General features: G+C 58.4%; 15 protein-coding genes and 1 pseudogene. 12 read left to right on the top strand and 4 right to left on the bottom strand.

What is annotated here, in order from left to right:
- Window positions 1-23 precede the first annotated feature (23 nt).
- Together VN24_RS08710 and VN24_RS08705 are read left to right on the top strand one after the other, a co-directional pair.
- Window positions 24-1,637, top strand: a complete 1,614-nt coding sequence (locus tag VN24_RS08710; RefSeq protein ID WP_045670073.1) for a 2-hydroxyglutaryl-CoA dehydratase — start codon at window positions 24-26, stop codon at window positions 1,635-1,637.
- A 145-nt stretch (window positions 1,638-1,782) separates the two neighbouring features.
- Window positions 1,783-3,400 (top strand): annotated as a pseudogene (locus VN24_RS08705) (alkaline phosphatase family protein).
- A gap of 83 nt (window positions 3,401-3,483) precedes the next feature.
- On the opposite strand, the gene VN24_RS08700 reads toward VN24_RS08705, so the two are convergent.
- The 3 genes from VN24_RS08700 to VN24_RS08690 form a co-directional block, all read right to left on the bottom strand.
- Window positions 3,484-4,260: a hypothetical protein gene (locus VN24_RS08700; RefSeq protein WP_045670072.1), complete on the bottom strand. Its 777-nt coding sequence runs from the start codon at window positions 4,258-4,260 to the stop codon at window positions 3,484-3,486.
- A gap of 92 nt (window positions 4,261-4,352) precedes the next feature.
- A complete protein-coding gene (locus VN24_RS08695) occupies window positions 4,353-4,568 on the bottom strand; it encodes a hypothetical protein (RefSeq protein WP_045670071.1) in 216 nt (71 codons plus the stop codon).
- A gap of 25 nt (window positions 4,569-4,593) precedes the next feature.
- Complete coding sequence (locus VN24_RS08690; RefSeq protein WP_045670070.1) at window positions 4,594-9,360, bottom strand: DEAD/DEAH box helicase; 4,767 nt, start codon at window positions 9,358-9,360, stop codon at window positions 4,594-4,596.
- Window positions 9,361-9,576: 216 nt separating this feature from the next.
- Here VN24_RS08690 and VN24_RS08685 point away from each other — a divergent pair, with 216 nt between their 5' ends.
- The 10 genes from VN24_RS08685 (at window position 9,577) to fur (ending at window position 21,922) form a co-directional block, all read left to right on the top strand.
- Window positions 9,577-11,493, top strand: a complete 1,917-nt coding sequence (locus tag VN24_RS08685; RefSeq protein ID WP_082083685.1) for an ABC transporter ATP-binding protein — start codon at window positions 9,577-9,579, stop codon at window positions 11,491-11,493.
- A 335-nt stretch (window positions 11,494-11,828) separates the two neighbouring features.
- Window positions 11,829-13,382, top strand: a complete 1,554-nt coding sequence (locus VN24_RS08680) for an alkaline phosphatase family protein (protein ID WP_082083684.1) — start codon at window positions 11,829-11,831, stop codon at window positions 13,380-13,382.
- Between the two features lie 243 nt (window positions 13,383-13,625).
- Window positions 13,626-14,390: a glycosyltransferase family 2 protein gene (locus VN24_RS08675; RefSeq protein WP_045673126.1), complete on the top strand. Its 765-nt coding sequence runs from the start codon at window positions 13,626-13,628 to the stop codon at window positions 14,388-14,390.
- A 258-nt stretch (window positions 14,391-14,648) separates the two neighbouring features.
- A complete protein-coding gene (locus VN24_RS26255; protein ID WP_052702864.1) occupies window positions 14,649-16,355 on the top strand; it encodes a glycosyltransferase family 39 protein in 1,707 nt (568 codons plus the stop codon).
- Window positions 16,343-16,591, top strand: a complete 249-nt coding sequence (locus VN24_RS08665; protein ID WP_045670069.1) for a hypothetical protein — start codon at window positions 16,343-16,345, stop codon at window positions 16,589-16,591. Before VN24_RS26255 ends, VN24_RS08665 begins: the two co-directional genes overlap by 13 nt.
- Window positions 16,592-16,630: 39 nt before the next feature.
- Window positions 16,631-17,401, top strand: coding sequence for a hypothetical protein (locus VN24_RS27915; protein WP_045670068.1), 771 nt, complete (start codon window positions 16,631-16,633; stop codon window positions 17,399-17,401).
- A gap of 119 nt (window positions 17,402-17,520) precedes the next feature.
- Window positions 17,521-18,453, top strand: coding sequence for an FTR1 family iron permease (locus VN24_RS08655; RefSeq protein ID WP_045673124.1), 933 nt, complete (start codon window positions 17,521-17,523; stop codon window positions 18,451-18,453).
- A gap of 214 nt (window positions 18,454-18,667) precedes the next feature.
- Complete coding sequence (locus VN24_RS08650; RefSeq protein ID WP_045670067.1) at window positions 18,668-19,480, top strand: winged helix-turn-helix domain-containing protein; 813 nt, start codon at window positions 18,668-18,670, stop codon at window positions 19,478-19,480.
- Window positions 19,481-19,724: 244 nt separating this feature from the next.
- Window positions 19,725-20,780 (top strand): oxidoreductase, encoded by a 1,056-nt coding sequence (locus tag VN24_RS08645; RefSeq protein ID WP_045670066.1) that lies wholly within the window; start codon window positions 19,725-19,727, stop codon window positions 20,778-20,780.
- Between the two features lie 674 nt (window positions 20,781-21,454).
- Window positions 21,455-21,922 carry a ferric iron uptake transcriptional regulator gene (gene fur, locus VN24_RS08635; RefSeq protein WP_045673123.1) on the top strand — a complete coding sequence of 156 codons (468 nt, stop codon included), beginning with the start codon at window positions 21,455-21,457 and terminating at the stop codon, window positions 21,920-21,922.
- A 105-nt stretch (window positions 21,923-22,027) separates the two neighbouring features.
- Here fur and VN24_RS08630 read toward each other — a convergent pair whose 3' ends face one another.
- A complete protein-coding gene (locus VN24_RS08630) occupies window positions 22,028-22,720 on the bottom strand; it encodes an aspartate/glutamate racemase family protein (protein WP_045673122.1) in 693 nt (230 codons plus the stop codon).
- Window positions 22,721-22,831: the final 111 nt, after the last annotated feature.

The raw sequence follows: 22,831 nt of genomic DNA, 5'->3' as shown, positions 1-22,831 counted from the left end.
TCAAACAAGGAGTGAAACAAGTTATGGCAACTGAGAAGAAGAAGCTTGAGGACGAGCTCCGCTTGTTTCAGGAAGAGCAGGAAAAGGCGCTCGGCTTGGCAGCGAAGCATCAGTGGTTCGATCCAGTTCCCCGCCGGTTTTTGGCCAAAGACAAGGCGTCCACAACCATTCTGTTCGGCGGGCTTACAATGGCTCACGATTATTTGGTAGAAGGAGCTTTGGCGGGGCTGGGCTACCGGGTGAAGCATATGGACTGCCCGGACAGCGATTCGCTGCGGTTCGGCAAAGAGTTCGGCAACCGCGGACAGTGCAATCCAACGTATTTCACGGTTGGCAACCTGATCAAGTATCTGCATCATCTCCGCGACGTCGAAGGGAAATCGAAGGAAGAGATCATCGGCAACTATTTGTTCGTGACCAGCGGGTCCTGCGGACCGTGCCGGTTCGGCACGTATGTCACGGAGTACCGGAAAGCGCTGCGCGATGCGGGCTTCGACGGTTTTCGCGTCCTGTTGTTTCAACAGACGGACGGCTTGAAGCAGGCGACCGGCGGCGAATCGGCGCTTAAATTGGATACGTCGTTTTTTGTCAGCTTCCTGAAGGCCGTTCTGCTGGGGGATATTCTGAATGCGCTCGGTTACCGCATCCGTCCCTATGAAGTGGAGGAAGGCTCGACCGATGCCGCTCTGACGCGCTGCAAACAGTTGTTGCATGACGCCTTAACCCGGAGAAAAAATCTCCTTCCCGCGCTCATCCGCTGCCGCAAAGAACTGCAAGCCGTCCGGGTAGACCGGACGAAGGTGAGGCCGAAGGTAAGCATTATCGGCGAGTTTTGGGCGATGACGACGGAGGGGGACGGCAACTATCAACTGCAGCGGTTTCTGGAAAATGAAGGAGCCGAAGTTGAAGTCCAATCGGTTACTGCTTGGATCCTGTTCCTCATTTGGGCCGGACAATATGATACCCGGAAGCGGATGAGCCTGCGGGAGGCGGATTCCGGTCGTCACGGCTTAAAAGGGAAAAATCCCGCTCTAAGGCTGCGCATGTTAACCGTTGCCGACGTTGGGATTCGGGTACTTTTTCAAACGTATGCCCGAATGTTCGGCCTGCGCGGCTATCATTTGCCGGACATGGAGGAAATCGCCAAGGTTGCGCATGACCATTACAACAACCAGCTGCGCGGCGGAGAAGGCCATATGGAAGTGGGCAAGCTGATTTTGAACGTGGTCAAACGGAAAGTGAACATGACAATCTCCGTCAAGCCTTTCGGATGCATGCCGTCTTCCGGCGTATCGGACGGAGTCCAATCGCTGATCACCGAGAAATATCCCGACGCCATCTTTCTCCCGATCGAAACGACCGGTGACGGGGCGATCAACGTTTACAGCAGGGTACAAATGATGCTGTTCAAGGCGAAGCAGGCGGCCAAGAAAGAGTTCGACGAAGCGCTGGCGAAAAAAGGATTTACGGAGCAGACGCTGCCGAGAGGACGAAAGTTTACCGATCCGCTTCTCGCAAGCCGGCACGTCGTCGCCAGTACGGCCGCAAATGCGGTCTACGGCATGCCCGGAGGTTTTTTCAACCGGTTGTCCTTCCGCTTCAAGAAAAGAGAGATGGAAAACCTCAATCAAGCTTAATTTTTATACGCTCAAAAAAGGGAAGAGGCATGTTCAGCCATTCGATGTGCCTCTTCCCTTCAATGAGGGTGAAGCTATCACGCGCCGCCGCACCTCGCTCGGGGAACTGCGCGGGGGCCGAAAGCTTTAACGAATGGGGAGTCCAATGACCGCAAGACATCAAAAGGCCATTATGCTCGTGTTATGTCTAACTTTGCTTGTTTCCGGCTGCAGGGCGGAGTCCGGCGAACGGGCCGATCGACTGAACTTCAAATCAAATATTGCCCCGGAGTCAAATATTGCCACGAAACGAACTTCCATACCTGTCGTCTTGATCATCATTGATTCTCTAATGGACAAGTCTCTGCAACAAGCGATTCAAGAGGGCCGGGCTCCCGCCATGCGGCTGCTGCTTGAGAACGGGCGGTATTTTCCGCGGGTCGTCAGTTCGTTTCCGACAATGTCCGTGACGATCGACAGCACATTATTAACGGGAGTATATGCGGACCGTCACCATGTGCCCGGACGTTTGGTACGACAGCAACGAAAATCGCATCATTTTCTACGGCAATGGCGCCAAGGAATCGCTCAAAATCGATCAACTGCAAGTATTTATCGATGCCGTTTACCAGTTGAATCAAGTTCAATTGGATAAAAAAACGAAAACGATCCATGAAGAGTTGGCTGAAAAAGGGAAAGGCTCCGCATCGATCAATGCCGCCATTTTCAGGGGGAAAACGGTGCATACCTTACACGTACCGCGATGGATCGCGTACAGCACGCGTCTGCCGGAACAAGCCAAAGTAACGGGACCGAAATGGTTATCCTATGGGACGCTTGCGCAACAGGACCCGAACAATGACCGGAATGCCCGAGCCTGGAAAAAATTCGGCATGAACAACGAATTTTCTGCGCAAGAGCTCGCATTTTTGATTAAACAAAATAAACTTCCGAATGTAACCAATGCTTATTTTCCGGAAAACGACAGCACTCTCCATCGAAAAGGGCCTGCCGAGCTGGGAGGAATCGAGAAAACCGATCGAGCGCTGCAGGACGTATTCAACGCTTACGGTTCATGGGAGCAAGCTTTGAAAAACGCGGTATGGATCGTTATGGGAGATAGTGCGCAAAGCTATGTATACGATGATCGGGGCGCTTCCCTTATCGATTTAAGGCCGCTGTTGAACCGGTACCGCATCGCAAAAATAAATAAACCCGTAAGGCCCGAAGACGACCAAATCGTCATTTCCGCAAACGAACGGATGGCTTATGTATATGCGGTAGATTCCAAGGTGAAGCTGTCCGACATCGTAAAGCTTTTGAAGAACGAGGACAAGTTCGACATCATCGCTGTGAAAGACGGTAAAAACGTTCGTGTCACTGCAGGGAAAAGCAATAACATGTTTTCTTATCGTCCCGGAGGGAAATATACGGATGAATATGGACAATCGTGGACATTCTCGGGTGACGCTGATCTCGCGGATATTTCGATAACAAACAATCGGATCAAATATGGAAAGTATCCGGATATACTGGCCAGATTGTACGGGGCGATGCATTCCCATCAAGGGAGATTCGTTGTCGTTACGGTCAAACCCGGTTATGAAATCATCGGCGAAAGTTCCCCTACCCACGACGGCGGAGGTGCCCACGGGTCGCTGCATGAACTGGATTCCCTCGTTCCGTTAATCGTATCCGGCACGAATACTGCGCCCAAAACGCTGCGAATCGTCGATATCAAAGACTGGATTGTTAAGCTGGCGGAACCTCAATCCGTATCCTGAGCGAAAGGGATAATGCTCAAAAGGACGGAAAAATAGAGTATGCGGGTAAATCCGAAACAAGCTTAAACGATGCCAAGATCCTTTCAAGGTTTTTCTTTTGCCGGGCTGTACTTTTGCCGCCAGATCCGGATCGTCCGCATCATCTCTTCCTTCGCTTGCTCGAACTGCCGATGGCGGTGGCCGTTCGCGCCGGAAGGGTGGGGGAATCCCCACAAACACGGGCCGACAGCCGCCGCGTCCGACTGCAGAAGACGGCGCAGCACGGCTTCAACGGTCCGGCCGAGCGGCACGATCAGCGGCCGCCGCTCCAGCTCAAGCAGCTCGGCCTTCACCGATTCCTCGGCAAAGCGGCAGAGGCAGGGCGTCTTCAGCAGCGCAGGGCTGCTTCCGCTGTAATTGCGTCCACCTGCAAAAACAGGATACCGCAGCGCCGATGTCGTGTGCAGAAGCTTGCCGGTGGCACCGCCCTCAAATAGCGATTCGCAGTCCGGCAGACCGAGAGCCTGGTGCAGCTCCAGCTCCTGCAGCATGCGCAGCAAATTGGTGCGCATCGGACCGGCGAAGCGGGCAGCCGTTTTCGCCCGCATACACGCTTCCGGAACCGGCCGGCCCTCTCTCAGCGCTTGTTTGAAAACACGGTAGCCGAGTTCCATCTGAGCCCATCCGGGAGTAAGACCGATGATGCAGACGGAGGCGCCGGTCTGAACGCAATCGTTATAAGGGGCATAGTACATTTCAAGGCTTCCTTCCCGGTGGATGAGCAGCGGCTCCACAAGCAGATCGGCCCGGTCGTAGCGCTCTTTATCCGGCAGCGCGCGGACAGCGGATTCGAATTGTTCAAACAGGCTCCATTTGTGCATGCTCGTCCGTCTCCTTCAGTGAATTAAGCGATTTTTTGCGATGGACCGTATCCTTTGGAAGGAATACGACGGCAGATTCCTTTGGAATGCGTCTACCTGCCCGATGCGGATGGCTGGTTCACTGCAGTTACGGGACGCACATAAAAGCGGTCCCCGTGACGGTCGACAGCTACCGGGGCTTCAAAAAATCCGCTCAGCGTCCGGGTTGTCATCACATCTGCCGTCCGGCCGCTCTGAACGACCTCGCCGAAGCGGTGCCCCAGTACGGAAACGGATCCTTGAGAGGGCCAGATGTAGCCGTTAATCATATTCCCTATAGCATACACCCGACGGTCAACCGAGCTGGCTCGACCACAGCACCAGCGATGAACGGTCCCGTTCGGCTCCGAGCGCCCGCAGCACTTCTGCGCCTTCCGAATCGGTCACATCGTCGCCGTTCCACCGCTCGACGGAAATTTTGGTTAATCCCTGCTGGCGCAAAATGGTTCTCAGTGCGATCTTCAGCCCATCTGCGGAGGCGCCGGCCGCCGCCCCGTTCATGACCCGCACGCGTCTGCCATTGTTTTCGATCCAATAAAGCCACTGGCCGTCCTGCAGCACCATGTAGTTTCCGGGCTTGCGCGCGAAGGCCGCTCCCTGCATTTGCGGCCAGTCGGTCAGCAGCCCGAAAGGGTTGGCGGGATCGACGGCCGACAGCAGGGTCAGCCCCGAATCGCCGCCCGGCAGCGGCTTGCGGACGGCGTCGGCCAGCTCGCGGGTCGTGAACTGCATCGAGGCCATTCCCTCCATAAACAACCCGCGGGTGAGAACGCCCCATTCCTCGAGTCTTTTGAGCACAGGAAGCATCGAATCCCATGAATAGGGCGTCGCGGCAGCGACCAGCTCTTTCGTAACGATACCGTAAGTATCGAGCAGATGCCGCGCCCACCGGACGGCCGGCGGCTCGGCGCTGCCGCTGGCATCCGCCCTGCCGTTCGCGCTTCCACTTGCGTTCGCGCTTCCGGAGCCATCCTCGTCTCCTTCCGCGAGCGAACCGGTCCAATACCAGCGTCCGAGGCCGGAGCCGGTTTTGGCGCGGTTTTTGCCTTTCGCGGCCGCCCATAGGCGTAGAGGGGCGAACTGGTCATTGGAAGCGTGTCCCTCCCAGACGAGGTCGAGCAGATCGGCCAGCACTTCCGACGGAAGCCGGCCCGCCTCCCGAGCCAGACGGGTCAGAAAGATCGCTCCGCTTTCACGCAGCCGGGCAAGCAGCTGCGGATGCTTAGTGACCTCTGCAGCGCCCGGGCCGGACGGTTCATTCGGCAGGTAGGGCGCATACAGCGCCTTGGACTCGGCGAGAAAAAAGGCGATGCGGCCTTCTTTGTCGCCGTCCGCTTTGCGCCCGATCCAGATCACTTCGCCCGAGGCGCACAGCAGGTCGAGTTCTTCCTTGCGGTAGTCGGTAATGCGCGCAGGAAAGAGAACCGATTCCCAGTGGCTAAGCGGGAAGAAAAAGCCCTGCAGCGTCCCGATGACCGCGCGCAGTCCGCCTGTGCCGCGCAGCTGCGTGCCGGCGAGCGCATGCTGCCGCAGCGCAATTTGGCCGCACCAGCGGATGGCGCTGGCCGGGTGCGCCCCGCTGCGCGCCGCCTGCACGGACAAGCGGACGATGCGCCGGGCGATCCCGCTTCCCGTCCAAATCCGCTCGCTCTCATTGTCCGCGAACGGAGCCTGCTGAATCCTTCCCTGATCCAGCAGCCCGTCGACCAATTGGCGTGCCGTATCCGGCGTCAGCTGCGGGTAGCGATGGATGAGATCGTCTTCCGTAAACGACAGCCGGTTGTCGATGAACCTGCTCATTACAAATGCGGCCGAAGCGGCCGTATCCGGAAACGCCTCGTACATTACGCGCTCGTCCGCGCAAATCCACCGCCGCAGCGATCCGTAAGCGGGAGGAAGGACGAGGGCCCGTCCTTGAAGCTCCAACTCCTCCAGCCATCGGCGCGTGCGGCCGCCTCCATCGTCTTCCGTCAGCTTGGCAAGCTCATCTGCCGACAAGTCGCCGCGTTCCTTTAACACCCTGTACAGATCGTCTTCGCTTTGCGGCTTTTGTCTGACGGCTCCAAGCCGTTCGTTTTCCGCTGCGAGCACCTCCGGCGCAATCGCGCCGCGCAGCGCATCGCGTCCGAACAGATCCGTCGCCAAATCCTTGCTGAGGCTCATCAGCTGCCTCTGCATCGACTCGTCGAGACCGTCGCCTTCGTAAAGGCGCATATTGACATAATCCGCGACAAACTGCGCGGCAAGCGGGGACGGCCGGGCCGTTTCGCGCACCGTAACAGCAATCGAGCCGTCTTCTAACGCTTGCAGCACCTTCCGCAAATGAGGCAAATCAAGATAGTCGTACAGGCATTCCCGCACCGCTTCCTGCAAATACGGAAAATCGTCCGCATACGGAAGCGCCGCCCGCAGCAGCTCCTCGCTGCGCAGCCGCTTCTGCCACATCGGCGTGCGGGTATAGCTGCGGGAGAGCTGCAGCGACGTCTCGGCGATGCGGCGGAAGGCGATGGCGAGCAGCGGCGAGCCGGGCACCGCCTCCAGCAGCTGCTTCTCCAAATTGGTGGAGGTTACTTGCCAAATAGCCTGCATCCAGGAAGCGTCCCACTCGGGCATGACGAATTCAATGCCGTTGTCCTTCGCATTGCCGTAAATCTTATAGGGCAAAATCTGCTTCAGCTGGCGCTCGAGCGCCAGCTGCCATGTCCGGTTGACGCGCCGCCCGAACGTATTATGCAGGATGATATGCGTCTGGTTGGTCACATCCTTGTAATGCTCGATGACGATGCGGGTATCCGTCGGCAGCGCGCTGACCCGGCTCTGGGCGCGCGCCATCGCCGCCAGCCGCCCGGCAGCGAGACGGTCGAGACAATAGTTCTCGCCAAGCCATGCGATCGCCGCTTCGTCGCGGGGATCGTCCAGCTCGTCGTCGTCTGCGCTGCCGCCGGAATCTCCGGTGCCGGACGGGCTATCCGATCCGCTGGCCGGCTGGGCGACGGAATCGCGGGGCGGCGCTGCAGATTCGCCGCCGGAATATCCGCTGCGCAGTGCGGTGACAGATCCGCCGTCTGCACGGATCGGTGCATCGCCGCCGTACCGGTCCCCGGCCGTCTCCGCTGCTCCGCCGGCTTCTGCGGCTGTCGTGTCTTCACCGGCACGAATCGACAGCTTTGCCTCCAGCTCGCTCCAGAACTTGCCGAGCGCTTGTCCCAGCCCAAACGAGCGGCCGCCGGCCTCGTTGCGCCAGAAAGGGATCTCGCTCAGATTGTCCGCCGTCTCCGACACATAGATCCGGTCTTTTTGAATATCGCGAATGATCCACGAGTTCGTGCCGAGCTGAAAAACGTCGCCGACCCTGCTTTCCTGCACGAATTCTTCGTCCAGCTCACCCAGATGGGCGCGGCTGTCCGCGTGATGAACCGGGTAGGCGCTGCTCTGCGGGATCGTTCCCGCTCCGACGATGGATGCCATCGCCGTATTGGACCGCGCCCGCACCGTGCCGCTTGCGCGGTCCCAATCGAGGAGCGGGCGGGCGAAAGGATAGAATCCCGCCAGCACATTCAGCATCGACTCCAGTCGCGGCAGCGGGAAGTCGCGGTAGCTGTCGCTGCGGGCGACAAGACGGTGCAGCCCGCTCACATGCCAGTCGTCCATGGCCGCCATGGCGACGGTTTGCTGCGACAGCACATCCAGCGCGTTGCGCGGCACTGCGATCGGCTCGATGTCGCGGGCAGCGATGAGCCGGCTCAGCACGGCGATCTCCGCCAGCGCGCCGCGCTCCCGCGCCAAAATGACGCCGCGGCTTGCGTCGCCGACCGCGTGGCCTGCGCGCCCGATGCGCTGAATGCCTGCCGCCGCCGATTGCGGCGAATCGATCTGTACGACAAGGTCGACGTGGCCGACGTCGATGCCGAGCTCCAGCGAAGAGGTCGCGACAATGCAGCGCAGCTTGCCCGCCTTCAGCATTTCTTCGACCTCGAGCCTGCGTCCGCGGTCCATGCTGCCGTGATGGGCGCGGGCCATTTCGTAGCCGACGTAATCGTTGAGCCGCAGGCACAGCCGCTCGCACAGCCGCCGGCTGTTCACGAACACAAGCACGGACCGGCAGCCGTTCATCAGCTGCAGCAGCCGGTCCATCACCGGATACCAAACCGATTCTCGGGTGCGGGCGATACGGCTGTTGTCCGGCATCGTAACGGAAATATCCATCGTCTTGGACATTGCGCTCTCAATGATCGAAACCGGCCGCGCACGGTACCCGAGCGGATGGACGGGTTCTTCCGATTCCGCATCGCTCCGGGCCGGATTTGGGGCGGCGTCGTTCGGACCGGGCTCTTCCCAGCCGCCGAGAAAGCGCGCGACCCGCGACAGCGGCTTTTGCGTCGCGGATACGCCGATGCGCTGCGGCGGACGTTCGCACCGTACGCCAAGCCGCTCGAGCGACAGCGACAGATGAGAGCCGCGCTTATCGGCGGCCAAGTCATGGATTTCGTCCACAATGACATGCTCTACCGTCTGCAGCATGTCCCGTCCTTTGACCGACGTGAGCATAATAAACAGCGATTCCGGCGTCGTCACCAGCACATCGGGAGGACGCCTCAGCATGGCGGCGCGCCTGCTTTGCGGCGTATCGCCCGTGCGGACGGCGCAGGTGAGCCCCGGCCAGTCCGTTCCGTCCGCAGTGCCGGCGCCAGCCGCTTCTGCTTCGGCAGCCCGGGCGATCTCTTCCACGAAGCCGATGATATGCTCATAAATATCGTTGTTCAGCGCTTTAAGCGGAGTGATGTACAGCACGCGCACGCCGGGCTTCCAAGCGGACGCTGCACTGCCGCGTTTGCGCCCGGGCTGCCGCGCCGCTTCCAGCTTGGCGCGCAGCACCTTGTCCAGACAAGGCAGGAGCGCGGCCAGCGTCTTGCCCGATCCGGTGGGGGCGGCGATGAGGGTATGCGATCCGGCCGCGATCGCCTGCCAGGCTCGGGACTGCACGTCGGTCGGCGCGCCGAAGCGGCCGGTGAACCAGCCGGCAAGCACGGGGTGAAAAGGGACGGGATTGCGACTGGGCACGATGATCAGCTCCTTGATTTAGCGAATCGCGATTGTGACTTTTTTCCATTATACCAGTTGGGCCAATCCGAAAAAATGTACCCGTTTCAGCAGTTGGAATCGTCGCGCTTCTGCTGTTTGCCGCAAGCGGAGAAAGCTGTTTAAAATGAGTTTATAGACATCGTATATGTTATTGTTATCCAAATATAGAAAGCTGTAACGGAAGGAGTGGCTGGAATGGCACAAGAGTTCGCGCCGCGCGCCGCGGCAAAAGAGAGCGAAGTGAAACCAACTGCGGCGAAAAGGAACGCACGAAAAGAAAGGGCGCCGGAAGAAAGCTCGGCTGCAGGAGGCGCCGTGAAAGCTTCAGGGAGCTGGAGGGCGTTTTTTGCGCTCATCCGGGATACCCGCCCGTCGAAGCTGTTGATCGCATCGGCGCTTAGTTTGAGCATCGTTTCGACGATCGTCGGTCTGATCGTGCCGATGTTTACGAAAAATCTCGTCGACGGCTTCTCGCTGACAAGCATCGGAACGATGCAAGTTGTGATGCTGGTCGCCGTCTTTCTGGCGCAGGCGCTGACGTCGGCCTTGTCGACCTATCTGCTCGCCCGCATCGGCCAGGGCGTTGTGGCGAAGCTGCGGGACCGGCTGTGGCGCAAGCTGCTCATTTTGCCGGTATCTTACTTTGACCGCCATCCGACCGGAGAAACCGTCAGCCGCATGACGAACGACACCGGCGTCGTAAAGGGGCTTATATCGGAGCATTTGACCGGCTTTGCAACGGGTATCATCTCGATTATCGGGTCGCTTATCATCCTGCTGTCGATGGACTGGAAAATGACGCTGATCCTGCTTGCGGCGGTGCCTTTGCTGCTGTCCTTCATGGTTCCGCTAGGCCGCAAGATGCACAAGGTATCCAAGGGGCTGCAGGACGAGACGGCGCATTTTGCCGGTGTGCTCAGCGGCGTGCTCTCCGAAATGCGCCTTGTGAAGGCGTCGGGTTCGGAAAGCCGCGAGTACGAAGAAGGGTTCAAGGGGATCCGGAAGCTCTTTCGTTTCGGTCTGCAGGAAGGAGGGGTGAGCGCGCTCATCGGACCGGCTGTTTCGTTCACGATGATGATGCTGCTCATCATCATCATCGGGTACGGCGGCGTGCGCGTCACCTCCGGCGAGATGACGGCGGGAGGGCTGGTCGCGTTCATTCTTTATTTGTTCCAGATCATGTTTCCGGTCAGCCAGCTCGGCACGTTTTTCACCCAGATGCAGAAGGCGGTCGGCGCGACGGAACGGATTAACGAGACGCTGCGTGCGGAAGAAGAGGATTTCAACTCCGGCAAGGAGCTGGCGCGCATCGGGGAACAAGCAATCACGGCGGAAAATCTCGTCTACGGTTACGGCGAGGACGAGCCGGTCATTCAGGGCATCGATTTTACGCTGCCGCCGGGCAAGGTGACGGCCGTCGTAGGACCGAGCGGAGGCGGCAAAACGACGCTTTTCTCCCTGCTGGAACGGTACTACAGCCCGAGCGGCGGGAGCATCCGCATCGGCGGCGAGCCGATCGGCGCCTATTCACTGAAATCGTGGCGCAGCCGCATCGGCTACGTCTCGCAGGAAAGCCCGCTGATGGCCGGGACGATCCGCGAAAACATCACATACGGCGTCGAACGCGAGGTGAGCGACGAGGAATTGAAGCGGGTGGCGGCGATGGCTTACGCCGACCGGTTTATCGAGGAGTTCCCGCACGGCTACGATACCGAAGTCGGAGAGCGGGGAATTAAGCTGTCCGGCGGCCAGCGGCAGCGGATCGGCATTGCGCGCGCGCTCATGCGCGATCCCGAGCTGCTGCTGCTCGACGAGGCGACGTCGAGCCTGGACAGCAAGTCCGAAGCGGTCGTGCAGGAAGCGCTCGGCAATCTGATGGCCGGCCGCACGACGGTCGTCATCGCGCACCGCCTGTCCACCGTCGTCGACGCGGACCAGATTCTATTCATCGAGAAGGGCCGCATTACCGGTCGCGGCACGCACGCGGAGCTGCTGCGCTCGCACGCCCTGTACCGCGAATTTGCGGAGCATCAATTGAAGCAGGCGGCCGGCAGGGACGAGAATGAAGATATGGGCGGACAAGAAGGACAAGAAGGACAAGAAGGACGTTAAGGGCGGGATGGCGATATAGGACAATAAGGACGAAAAGGACGAAAAGGACGAAAAGAACGATAAGAACGAAAAGAACGATAAGAACGAAAGAACGATAAGAGCGGCAGGGATACGGCCTCAGGGCGGAAGACTCGCCGACAAATGATCCGTCTCTTCAGGTATGACACGGGAACACCCGGCATTACCTGGAGGGGCGGTTTCTTTTTTTCAATCGTCCGGAGTGCCCTCATTTGATTTGGATATGAGTTGTTATTGACTCGATTTCAACGGCAAGACTATACTTAGTAACGAGTAATTGATAATTTTTCTCAATAACGGATGAGAGGTTGAAAAGGATGAAAAAAGCATCGGGCTTCGAAATCGTGGCGGCACGCTGCTGGAATTTGCTCAATGAAGGGAAACCTTTTACGCCGATTTTCGCGACCCTAGTTTATGCGCTCTATCATATCCGCGATTGGGGCGACGCCGCCTTCTGGGCTTCTTTCGGAATCGGAGCGCTCGCTGCGCTGCCGCTTTTTGTCGTGTACTGGCTGTACGATTTTCCGCTTTTTTTGCGCAATTATTTGTGGATGCCGCTCGTTGCCGCGCTGCTGCTGTGGAGAGAGCTGCCGCTCGCTTACGGCTTGTACGGGACGGCGCTGGCGCTGTATTTCTTTTTCACCGTCTACTTCTGGGGCACGTTCTATTACCATCTGCGAATCGGAACGTCATGGTGGAATTTCACTCGCTTCTGGAAGCTGGTGCTCAAAAACAGCGATTCGACAAGCGGCAACGCGCAGGAGCAGCTTCCGAAATTTTTGCTGCTGCTGCTCGTGATCGACGGTGCGGCGCAAATTTATAAGGGGGGCGTACCGGGGGTGGCCGAACTCGGCGGCGGGCTCGGAGCGGGCTGGTCCTATGCGCTGCTCGCGGCCGGGACGGCGCTGCTGGCGTTCGTGCTGCACCGCAATCTGTTCGACTGGAAGCCGGCTGAGATCAAGAAGTATACAAACAACGTGCCCGTGCCGGAGCGGCCGGTATCCGGGAAAGTATATGTGCTCGTCATCGACGGCATGCGGAAGGACCGGTTCGAAGAGGCGGACGCCCCTTTTCTGAAAAAATGGCGCGCTCAAGGGACGGAATATACGGCGATGGAGACGGTGTATCCGGCCCGGACGGTCGTCTGCTTCTCGTCGATGTTCACGGGAACCTACCCGCGCGAGCACGGCATCACATCCAATATGGTTTGGAAGCTGGGCATCCGGGTGGAATCGATTTTCGACAGCTTGCGCAAGGTGGGGCGAAAAGGCCGGCTGCTCGGCATCGCGCATCTGATCGACTCGATGGGCGACGACGTGGAGAGCGTGACGGCGGTGATGCATAACGACGAGGCCGACCGCAACATCGTGGAACGGGCGAAGAAGATCGTAGCGGAGCAAAATCCCGATCTGCTCGTCGTGCAGCTGATCGCGACCGATCAGACGGGTCACAGCCGCGGTGCGCTGTATGACGAATACCGGCAAAAGATCGAGGAAGCGGACCGTCTGCTGGAGGATTTTGTCGGCTGGCTGGAGCGCGGCGGTTATGCCGAGGATGCCACGTTCATCGTCTGCGCCGATCACGGCCAGGCGGACGGCATCGGCGGCCACGGGCATTTGGACGAAGGGGAGCGGTACGTGCCGTTTTTCATGTACGGCCATGGCGTGCGCAAAGGCGTCAAGGTGGAGGACAAGCATTCCCTCGTTTCGGTCGCGCCGACGATTGCGTATTTGCTGGGCGCGCCGTATCCGGACCACAGCCGCGGACCGGTGCTGGCGGAGGCGATTGCCGGATTAAAGGACGGTGGAGCGGGTCGTTCCGCCGCTCACGGCGGGGTTGAAGCGGCAAAGCTTCCCGCCAAAATGGCCTAGACGACAAAGTGAATTTGGATAGACCCGGATAAACCCGGTTAAACCCGGATTAGTCGGCTTATCCGGACTAGCCTGGATTAGCCCGGATAAGCCGTAAAGAGGAAGATGGAGCAGGGAGCAATGGGGATGAAAAAGATGAATCAATTAACGGACGAATACGGCGCGCCGGTCGCGGCCGGTTATACTGCGGAAGGGAACCGGGATCGGATAAAGGGGGAGGCCGAACATGCGGGAACCCGGAAAATGGTCGTATTTTTGCCGGCCTACAATGAGGAAATGAACGTTGCGGAGGTGCTTCCGCGCGTGCCGCGCCGCATTGGCGGCGGCTGGGTCGTGGAAGTGATCGTCGTCGACGACGGCTCGACGGACGGCACCGTTCAGGCGGCGCTTGCGGCCGGGGCGGATGCGGTGCTGGAGTTGGGAAGAAACCGCGGGCTGGGAGCTGCGGTGCGCGCGGGAATGGCCGAATGCGTCCGGCGCGGCGCCGATATCGGCTTCATGATCGATGCGGACAATGAATATCCGCCGGAGCAGATTCCCGAAGTAGCTGCCCCCATTATGGACGGTACGGCGGACTATACGATGGGCTCCCGGTTCAAAGGAACGATCGCGGGCATGAAGCTGCACCGGCGCCTCGGCAACGTGGCGTTTACGCTGCTGCAGTGCGTGCTGCTGCGGCGGGTCATTTGGGACGGGCAGTCGGGAATGCGCGCTTTTTCCAGAGAGGCGATGAAGGCGGCTCGCATTGTGCACGATTATAATTACGCCCAGGTGCTGACGCTGAATTTGGTCCGGCAGGGGTTCCGGATGGTCGAGGTGCCGATCCGTTACCGGGTTCGCACTAAGGGTCAGTCGTTCATCCGCTTCGGCGCCTATATGAAGGCGGTTGTACCCGCGATCTGGAAAGAGATGCGCACGCCGGCAAGACGGAACGTTTCAAAGCGGCAGCAGGCGGATGCTTCGCTGCGGCGGCAGAACGGTCTGCTCGGAAGCGAAGAGGGAAGATAGCGCAGCCTGAGTTGATGCTGAACGGCAGCAGTTGCCGCGTGCATGGCAGTCGCTTGAGTCTGGGTTGGAGTTTTGGAGAAGATGAGGCTGCCTGGTAAATGGCGATTTCATGGCTTAAAGTGTTGCGGCGATACATGGGTCGCACCGCGGGGAACAGAAGCGATTGTGGTTGACCACCGTCAAGCGACGCCACATTGAGCGATTGGAGCTCGCGTAGTGTGAAAAAGGGGCATGGTGCAGCGTGGAAGGAGAGCAGGGATGAAGAACAAACGGCCCGGATATGACGGCGGGCGGCGGAGAATTATCGCTTCGGCAGCGCTGGGGGTACAGGCGCTGCTGCTGATCGGCTGGACGCTGCTGAGCTTAAGCCGGCTGAATCCGTATGCGGCAGCATGGGACGAGGTCGATTTTGCGCTCGCGCTTCAGCGGTTCGATTTGCTGGCGATGCAGCCGCATTTTCCGGGCTATCCTTATTTTGTGCTGGGGGCCAAGCTTGTTCATTACTGGATTTCCGACCCGGTACTCGCGTACGACATTCTGAACGTGGCGCTGACGTTATCTTCGTCGGTGCCGCTGTGGTTCGTCGCCCGGCGCAGTCTGTCGCCCGCGATGTCCGGGCTGACCGTGCTGATCGTGTTGACCGCCCCTTATTTGTGGCTGCAAACGGTAAGCCCGATGTCGGAAGCGGCGGGCATCGCCGCGCTGTGGTGGTATTTGTGGTTTTTGCTGGAGGCGATGCGCCGCGGGCGGCGGCGATGGATATTCGGCGCTCTGGCGCTGTTCGGAGTCGTGATGGGCATCCGGTTATCCTTCGCGCCGTTCGGGCTTGGGCTCGTATGGCTCGGACTGCTGCAGCTTGTGCGCTGGCGCCGCGAAGGCAAGCGGCTGCTCCCGCGGGCAGCCGCTTACGCGGGCGCGGCCGCGGGAGCGCAGCTGCTGTGGGTGGCCGGGCTCGTCTTCTCCGAAGGCGGCCCGGCCGGGTTTGTGCAGCTGGCCGGCGCTTTCGTGGCCGGCCACTTCAGCGAATGGGGAGGCGGAATCGCCGCCTCCCCGATGCCGCCCGCCGAGCGGCTGCTCCGCTTCGCCGGCGGCAACGTGCTGTGGACCGGGTGGTTCGCCCGGTCCACAGCACTGATGCTTGCGGCGGCGGCGCTGCTGCTCGCCGCCGTGCTGCGCGCCGGCGCGGTGCGCCCGCCGCGCGCAGATGCGCCGGCGCCGCGGGCGGTGCGCGGTGCCGCAGCCCGCGCGCTCGGCCGCGCGGCGGACCTGCTGCGCAGCCCGCCGCCGGCGGCGGCACTCGCGGCGCTTGGCACGGCCTACGCCGTGTGGGCGCTGCTCGCGCAAAACATCGACAAGCCGCGGCATATTACGCCGCTGGTCGGCATTCTGTGGCTGCTCGTGCTGTCGGCTTTTCGCAGCATCGGGCACGCCGCGCCGCACACGGCCTCCGGGCCGGCGGCCATCCCGCCGCACGGTCAGGCCCTTTCCGGGCCGTCCGCCACGCATGTCACCGATCCGCCGCCTTCCGCCGCTTTGCGGTGGCTGCAAGCGTCCGGGATTGCACTGGCTTCCCTTGTGCTTGCGGTGCAGACGGGAGTGGGTATCGCGCTGCTGTCGAAGCAGGCGGCGGAGCGGCCGGCCGTCTATCAGCTGGCCGATGAAGTGAAGCGGTTGTCGGCCTTGCACGATTCCAAAGTTGTCGTCTATACGTGGGAAGAAGCGCGTGTGCTGGAATGGAACCGGACGCCGCCGGTATACCGGGAAATTTACACGTATCCGTACTTTTTGGCGCAGCTCGCCGCCCAGCCGCATGCCGCCGTCTATTTGACCGATCATGTGCTGGACGGCTTCCGGAAGCAGGCGGGTACGCTCGCGGGCCATGCCAAGGCTAGGGCCAGGTTCGAAAGCAGCACACTCACCGATCCCGTATACGGGACGATTACGCTGTATGAATGGATACGTTGACGGACCCGATATGCTGCCCACCGGATATGCTGCCGGCCGTTGACATTCCAATTGAAAATGATTATCATTTACTTAACTATTTGCACGACAAGCCGGACGTAATTAACGACAAGTCGGACGTCGAGACGCCGATTTGCCGCGAGGCCAGTCTTTCACACCGCGCGAGCGGGCGTCGAAACGCGGCCCCGCCGCGGCGCCATTCAAGCGGCTTTCCGGTGAAAGCGGCGTTCCGGTAATACATCCTACAATATTTCGACCATTCGGAAGGTGAATCTATGCGTATCATTTACACGCTCGCCCTGCTGCTCGTGATGTTTGTTGCGGCGCCGGGAAACATTTTCGCGTACTCCTACGGGGATGCCAACAAAGAAGACGTGGCGGAAACGTTCAAGCTGATCACCGCCGCGCTCAGCAGCTCCCCGGCGGATTGGAAGGCGGCGGAAGCGGCTTACGAAACGAGACGGGAAGAGATCGTGAAGCATTTTGGCGCTAACGTCGATCGCGTGCTGGAAAGCAATATTAAAGCGTCCGACGCGGACAAGACGATCGCCAACTACAAAGCGATGCTTGTCATGAACCTGGAGCGGCGGTTTACAAATGCGGAGCAGGACGTTACCGACTATGCCAATGTCAAAATACTGCTCGCCAAGGCGAGAGCGACTTGCGATACGTTGAAGCCGTATCTGTCCGAGCAGCTGTCTGCCGCGGATATTGCGCGTCTGGACGGCGATTTCGATACCGCGCTGAAGGCGCTCGGGAACCCGGGATTGTTCGGGGTCGGCAAATCGGAAGCGGATCCCGCCAAGCTGAAGCAAAGCCTCGATGATATCACGGCCACGCTGAAACCGCTGTTCCCGTTTGACCAAGCGGGCGCAGCAGGAGGGCAGAATGCCGCAGCCGGAGAGGGAGCGGCCGGCGGCGCCGGCGCGGCGGGCGGCAATGCGGGAAGCACGGTCAATCCGGCCGTGACGGTATCGGTCATCGGAGGCGTGCTTATCGTCGGGATTGCCGCCGTTTGGTGGGCGCGGCGAAAAGGCTTTTTCTAACGGCAGCAGGCGGTTCCGGTTACAGCTCCATGCCAGGGGCCCGGCTTATCCGCAATCGGCAGCAAGCGGGCAGGGCAGTCCGAGCCGGATTCAAATCGTTAAGGAGTGAAGAGCGGGTTATGAATGTACAGGCTTTTCTGATCACGTTTCGGGAAGCGTTCGAGGCGATTCTCATCGTCGGCATTATCGTCACCTACTTGAAACGGATCGGCCAGACGCGCTGGATCAAGTGGGTGCTGGCCGGCACCGGCTTGGCCGTACTGGCCAGCGCCGCAGTAGCGCTTATCTTCCAGATCGTGCTGACGGGTTATGCGGCGATCGGCAGCCAGAATTATTTGCGCATCGGCATTTTGTTCGTTTCCGCCGGCCTGCTTACCCATATGATCCTGTTTATGAGCAAGCAGACGGCAAACATGCGCGGCGCCCTGGAATCCAAGTTTGCGCTTCTGCTCACGGCGGGCGGAGCGCTGAACATGGTGTTCCACTCGTTTCTCGTAACGCTGCGCGAAGGGGTCGAAACCGTCTTCTTCTTCGCCGCCATCAGCGGCGGGGATATCGGCAAAGCGCTGCAAAGCTGGGGGGCGCTGCTCGGCATCGTCGCGGCGTTTGCGCTTGGGCATGTCGTGTTCCGCAGCACGCGCAAAATACCGCTCGGAAGCTTTTTTCGGGCGATCGGCTTCTTCCTCCTCCTTGTAGCCGCCGGTCTGATCGTGCAGGCGGTCGCCGTGCTGCAGGATATGCGGATTATCGGATCGGTCTATACGACGGCTGGCGGAGAGATCGGCCATTTGTACAACTTGGCGTGGCTGCTGCCCGAGCATCCGATCGACGAAGCGCATTATATCGCCGATACCGGACAGCATCCGCTGCTTCCCGGACAGATGGGCGTGTTCTTCAAAGCTTTTCTCGGATACAGCCAATCGCCTTCGGTCGAAGAGTTCCTGATTTACTGGCTGTACCTGTTCACCGTACTGGCGGTACTGGCCCGCAAGCGGAAGCTCGCCGCGCAGAACACGGAAGCGGCCCCGGCTACTTCGATTCATACGGCATAGCTTCAGCACCTGAGGCGGCAGCATTAGGTGCAGACTTACCATCATGGCCTGAAGGGGCCCAAGGCGGTGAATTGCGTCAGAGCCATATCGGCAACGGCGCCGTTCGCCGCTTTGCATTTCATTGGTTATCGCTCCCGGTTGACCGTTGTGGCTGCCCGGATTTATACTTATTTTTGTTAAGTAACTGTGAGCGTGATAAAGGAGTGTGGTGAAAGTGCGGCAGACAGATTTTCCGGCAGCAGAGAGGGAGGACGCGACCGATGAACGGAGGCTTCCTTCAAAACTTGAAGCGGACAAAAATTCGTCTGCGGCCTTCCTCCAATCTCCCTTCCTGTGCGCCCAGACGCGCAGAATCGTGGTCGTCAGCCCGTTTCCGACTCATCTTCATGAGCTGATCCGGGATTTGTCCGCGGATTGTTACGACGTGCTCGTGTTTCACCGCGTCGACGATTTTGTGCTGAATGATCTGCAGTCGGACATCTATGTGGTGGACGGCACGCATCCCGCCCTGCTGGAGGCGGATCCCGGAATCCGCCGGTTTGCCGCGTCTCCGGACAAGCGGGAGCGCTCGCTGCTCGTCTGTCCGGATGATGGGATCGGTCCCGCCGCGGCGGATGATGAAAGCGGCGAATTGCTGGGCCTTGAGACTGTTGCGGCAAGCGCCGCTCTTGCGCGCATTCGCGAGATGATGTTATCCCTCCCGGACGCTCCCGCTGCCGAGGCCTCCGGAGCCTTTCATTTCAAAGATTTATATGTCGATACCCGCAAAATGGTCGTTACCCGGGACGGAAGACGCATTGATCTGACCAAGACGGAATTTGAACTTCTGCGCGGATTTCTCGACTCGGCGGGAGCGGTCCGCACGCGCGAGGAAATGATGGAGCATTTATGGGACAGCAGCTTCCTCGGCGGAAGCAACGTTGTCGATGTGCATGTCAAAAGCTTGCGCAAAAAGCTGGGCGACAGCGCCGTCTCGCCGAAGTACATCGAAACCGTGCGCGGCGTCGGATACCGGTTGGCGGACTAACCCGCGGCTGAAAGACGGCCGGCAGCTGCGGGAGTTTTTGCTGCTGCCGGGACGCGATTGTGACGGTTTGCCAGCAGGCGCAACGGTAGATGGATTTCCGGCCGGCATTTTTTGAAAGCGCTTAATTTTTCTTCTTCTCCAAGATTCAAGCGTAAATATTTTTGGGTAAAAGGTTAAATGAGTTGAATTTCGTCCTTTTATGGCATATAAATGTAGGGCTAATTATAGGAACGGAGGCGTTAAGATGAGCATTAACGTCGGGTTGATTGGGTACGGTTTGTCGGGCTCGGTCTTTCATGCTCCTTTAATTGATGCGGTGGACGGGTTAACGCTTACGGGAGTCGTCACCTCCCGGACGGAAGAAGTGAGGCGCGATTATCCGGATGTTCCGGTATTTCACGATGTCGAGCCGCTGCTGGCGAGCGGGGTGCAGCTCGTTGTGGTAGCCAGTCCGAATACGCTGCACGAAGAACATGCGCGCAAAGCGATTTTGGCCGGAAAACACGTTGTCGTGGAGAAGCCTTTTACGATTACGTCGGAAGAAGGGGCAGGGCTTATTGCACTGGCGAAGGAGAACGGCGTCATGCTGACGGTATTTCAAAACCGGCGCTGGGACAACGACTTTCTGACGATCCGCCAGGTGCTGGACTCCGGCGCTTTGGGCCGCATCTCGCTTTATGAAGCCCACTACGACCGCTTTTCGCCCGAGGTCAATGCGGAAAAGCGTTGGAGAGAGCGGGCGCTGCCGGGCTCGGGCATTTTGTACGATCTTGGCGCCCATCTGATCGATCAGGCGCTTGTCCTGTTTGGCCTCCCGGACTCGGTCCAGGCCGATCTGCGGCGGGAGCGGGAAGGAGCGCAGGCGGTGGACAGCTTCCATGTCATTCTCGGTTACCGGCAAACGCGCGTCATCGTTCGCGCAGGCTCGCTTGTCCGGATGCGGGGACCGCGATATGTCATTCACGGCGATACGGGCAGCTTCATGAAGAGCGGTCTCGATCCGCAGGAGGAGCAGCTCAAGAGAGGCCTTCGGCCGGCCGACCCCGATTGGGGCTGCGACAAGCCGGAAAGCTACGGTGAGCTGACGACGTCCGTTGGCGAGCTGACGGCCCAGTCCAAAGTGGAGACGGTCCGCGGCAGCTACGAGTCGTTTTACCGCGGCGTTGTGGAGGCGATTTCATCCGGCGCACCGGCTCCGGTACTGCCGGAAGAAGCGCTCGAGACGATTCGAATTATAGAGGCGGCGGAAAGGAGCGCCGAACAGAAACGCACGATCCTATTGACCGAGCAGCCGGTTTAGCTGGCCGTTCGCTTATACTTACGGGCCGGTTCCGCTTTTGAAGAGGAGGCTGTCTCATAAGTATTGACGTGAATGAGCTAGTCCTAAATAGGACAGAAGAGGACCTCCAGTTTCGCTGACAAAGCGGAGAGGTCTTTTCTCAATGTCCATTCTGAGGGGTGCACTTCAGCGGAGTCGGAGGTCCTTTCCTCGCTAAACCTGCGATTGTGCAGGTATTATCGATCGAAATCGCCTGTCTGGAGGGAAAACCTGCGATGGTACATGAATTCCCAGCTTTTATCGCCTGAACGGGAGATGGGGTCGACAAAAAAAGCATATTCGCAGGAATTTTAACGAAGTCGAAAAATAAAAAGAAAATAGATGTGCGAACGCATCTTTTTCAACAATCACCTCTTCGTGCAGAGCGATAAAAACGAACGAACCGGCCAAGGATAGCCCTTTGATCGGTTCGTTTTTCGCTTTTTGAAGCGGCTGCGCCGAAGCTGACCGCATTTTGAAACCCTCATCAAGATACCAGGAAACTTTTTTCAATATGCCGAATGCAGTTGATTTTTAGAAAGCTTTGATCTATTATTATATTATAATAATTATAATTAAGTATCGGATAAATCGGATAAGTTGATCAATGCTGCGTTTATCATCGTACGAGAAGGAGGCAGCGAATGACGATGGTCATGCAAGAACGGATTGAAGAAGTGAAGCGGAAGCTGGCGGAGACGGGACATAAGCTGACAATGCAGCGCGAAGCGACGATGCGGGTGCTGATCGAACATGAGGAAGCTCATATGACTGCGGAGGATGTATACATGCATCTGAAGCAAACGTGCCCGGACATTGGTCTGGCTACCGTTTACCGGACGCTGGAGCTGCTCAGCGAGATTCAAATCGTGGAAAAAGTCAATTTCGGCGACGGCGCCGCCCGCTTCGATTTACGGAGCAGTGACCGGGCCCACCACCACCATCATATGATCTGCAGGGAATGCGGCCAGGTGGAGGAAATTCACGAGGATTGGCTGCTGGCGATGGAAAGCCGGGTCGAGCGGGAATACGGCTTTACGGTGATCGATCACCGGCTCGATTTTCAGGGCATATGCGCCTCCTGCCGGAGCGCGGCTGCCAAAGCGGGCCGGGCCGTTTCGTAACCGGCAACGGCCATACGCGGGAAATTTAAAGGATAGACAAAGCGGAACATCATCTTTGTCTATCCTTGTTTTGCACTATGGATGCTCTATCATACGCCGAAATCATTATTCTTCCAATGCCTTTTGAACTAATTCCACAGCATGGATGAGCGTCGTGTCAAACAGCGGAACTTCCGAATCCGCTTGTTTCACTAATAACCCGAGTTCGGTACAGCCAAGGATGATTCCTTCGGCTCCGGCTGCAACCAGTTTTTGGATAACCTGTTTGTAATAGTCCTTTGATGATGGCAGAATTTTTCCTAAACACAACTCTTCATAAATGACTTTATTGATCACATCTCTGTCCTCATCGCCAGGTATCAAAACTTTAATCCCGTGAGCTTCAATCCGTGATTTATAAAAGTCTTGCTCCATCGTATACTTCGTGCCAAGCAATCCAACCAGGCTCAGGTTTGACTTTTGAATATGCTTTGCTGTTGCGTCCGCAATATGTAAGATCGGCACGCTGACTTTCTCTTCTATATGTCCGATAACCTTGTGCATCGTGTTCGTACAAAGGACGATCATCTCTGCGCCGGCCAATTCCAAAGAACGAGCGGCATTGCCTAGCAATATGCCCGCCCTTTCCCAATCGCCTTCGGCCTGGTAACGTTCAATTTCCGCAAAGTCCACGCTATATAATAGACACTTGGCGGAATGCAATCCTCCCAATTTGCTTTTCACTTCTTCGTTTATGATCCGATAATATTCTGACGATGACTCCCAGCTCATTCCTCCGATAAGACCGATCGTTTTCAGAAATAACCCCCCTATCAATTTGGAATATATTCCTGACTATATTCAACTCCAAGACATTGTACAATATCTTCGTCGAAATAATGAACCGTTTGCCAGCAAAAAAAGAGGCGA

The organism is Paenibacillus beijingensis, assembly GCF_000961095.1.
GTDB classification, from domain to species: domain Bacteria; phylum Bacillota; class Bacilli; order Paenibacillales; family Paenibacillaceae; genus Paenibacillus_O; species Paenibacillus_O beijingensis.
The sequence above is the reverse complement of the archived record's forward strand: the minus strand, read 5'-3'. Positions and strand labels throughout refer to the sequence as shown.

Excerpts from the sequence above, each read along its gene's own strand:
- VN24_RS08695 (WP_045670071.1), bottom strand. The coding sequence starts at position 4,568 with ATGATTAACGGCTACATCTGGCCCTCTCAAGGATCCGTTTCCGTACTG.
- VN24_RS08675 (WP_045673126.1), top strand. The coding sequence starts at position 13,626 with ATGGTCGTATTTTTGCCGGCCTACAATGAGGAAATGAACGTTGCGGAG.
- VN24_RS08685 (WP_082083685.1), top strand. The coding sequence starts at position 9,577 with ATGGCACAAGAGTTCGCGCCGCGCGCCGCGGCAAAAGAGAGCGAAGTG.
- fur (WP_045673123.1), top strand. The coding sequence starts at position 21,455 with ATGCAAGAACGGATTGAAGAAGTGAAGCGGAAGCTGGCGGAGACGGGA.
- VN24_RS08665 (WP_045670069.1), top strand. The coding sequence starts at position 16,343 with ATGGATACGTTGACGGACCCGATATGCTGCCCACCGGATATGCTGCCG.
- VN24_RS08645 (WP_045670066.1), top strand. The coding sequence starts at position 19,725 with ATGAGCATTAACGTCGGGTTGATTGGGTACGGTTTGTCGGGCTCGGTC.
- VN24_RS26255 (WP_052702864.1), top strand. The coding sequence starts at position 14,649 with ATGAAGAACAAACGGCCCGGATATGACGGCGGGCGGCGGAGAATTATC.
- VN24_RS27915 (WP_045670068.1), top strand. The coding sequence starts at position 16,631 with ATGCGTATCATTTACACGCTCGCCCTGCTGCTCGTGATGTTTGTTGCG.
- VN24_RS08710 (WP_045670073.1), top strand. The coding sequence starts at position 24 with ATGGCAACTGAGAAGAAGAAGCTTGAGGACGAGCTCCGCTTGTTTCAG.
- VN24_RS08655 (WP_045673124.1), top strand. The coding sequence starts at position 17,521 with ATGAATGTACAGGCTTTTCTGATCACGTTTCGGGAAGCGTTCGAGGCG.
- VN24_RS08680 (WP_082083684.1), top strand. The coding sequence starts at position 11,829 with ATGAAAAAAGCATCGGGCTTCGAAATCGTGGCGGCACGCTGCTGGAAT.
- VN24_RS08700 (WP_045670072.1), bottom strand. The coding sequence starts at position 4,260 with ATGCACAAATGGAGCCTGTTTGAACAATTCGAATCCGCTGTCCGCGCG.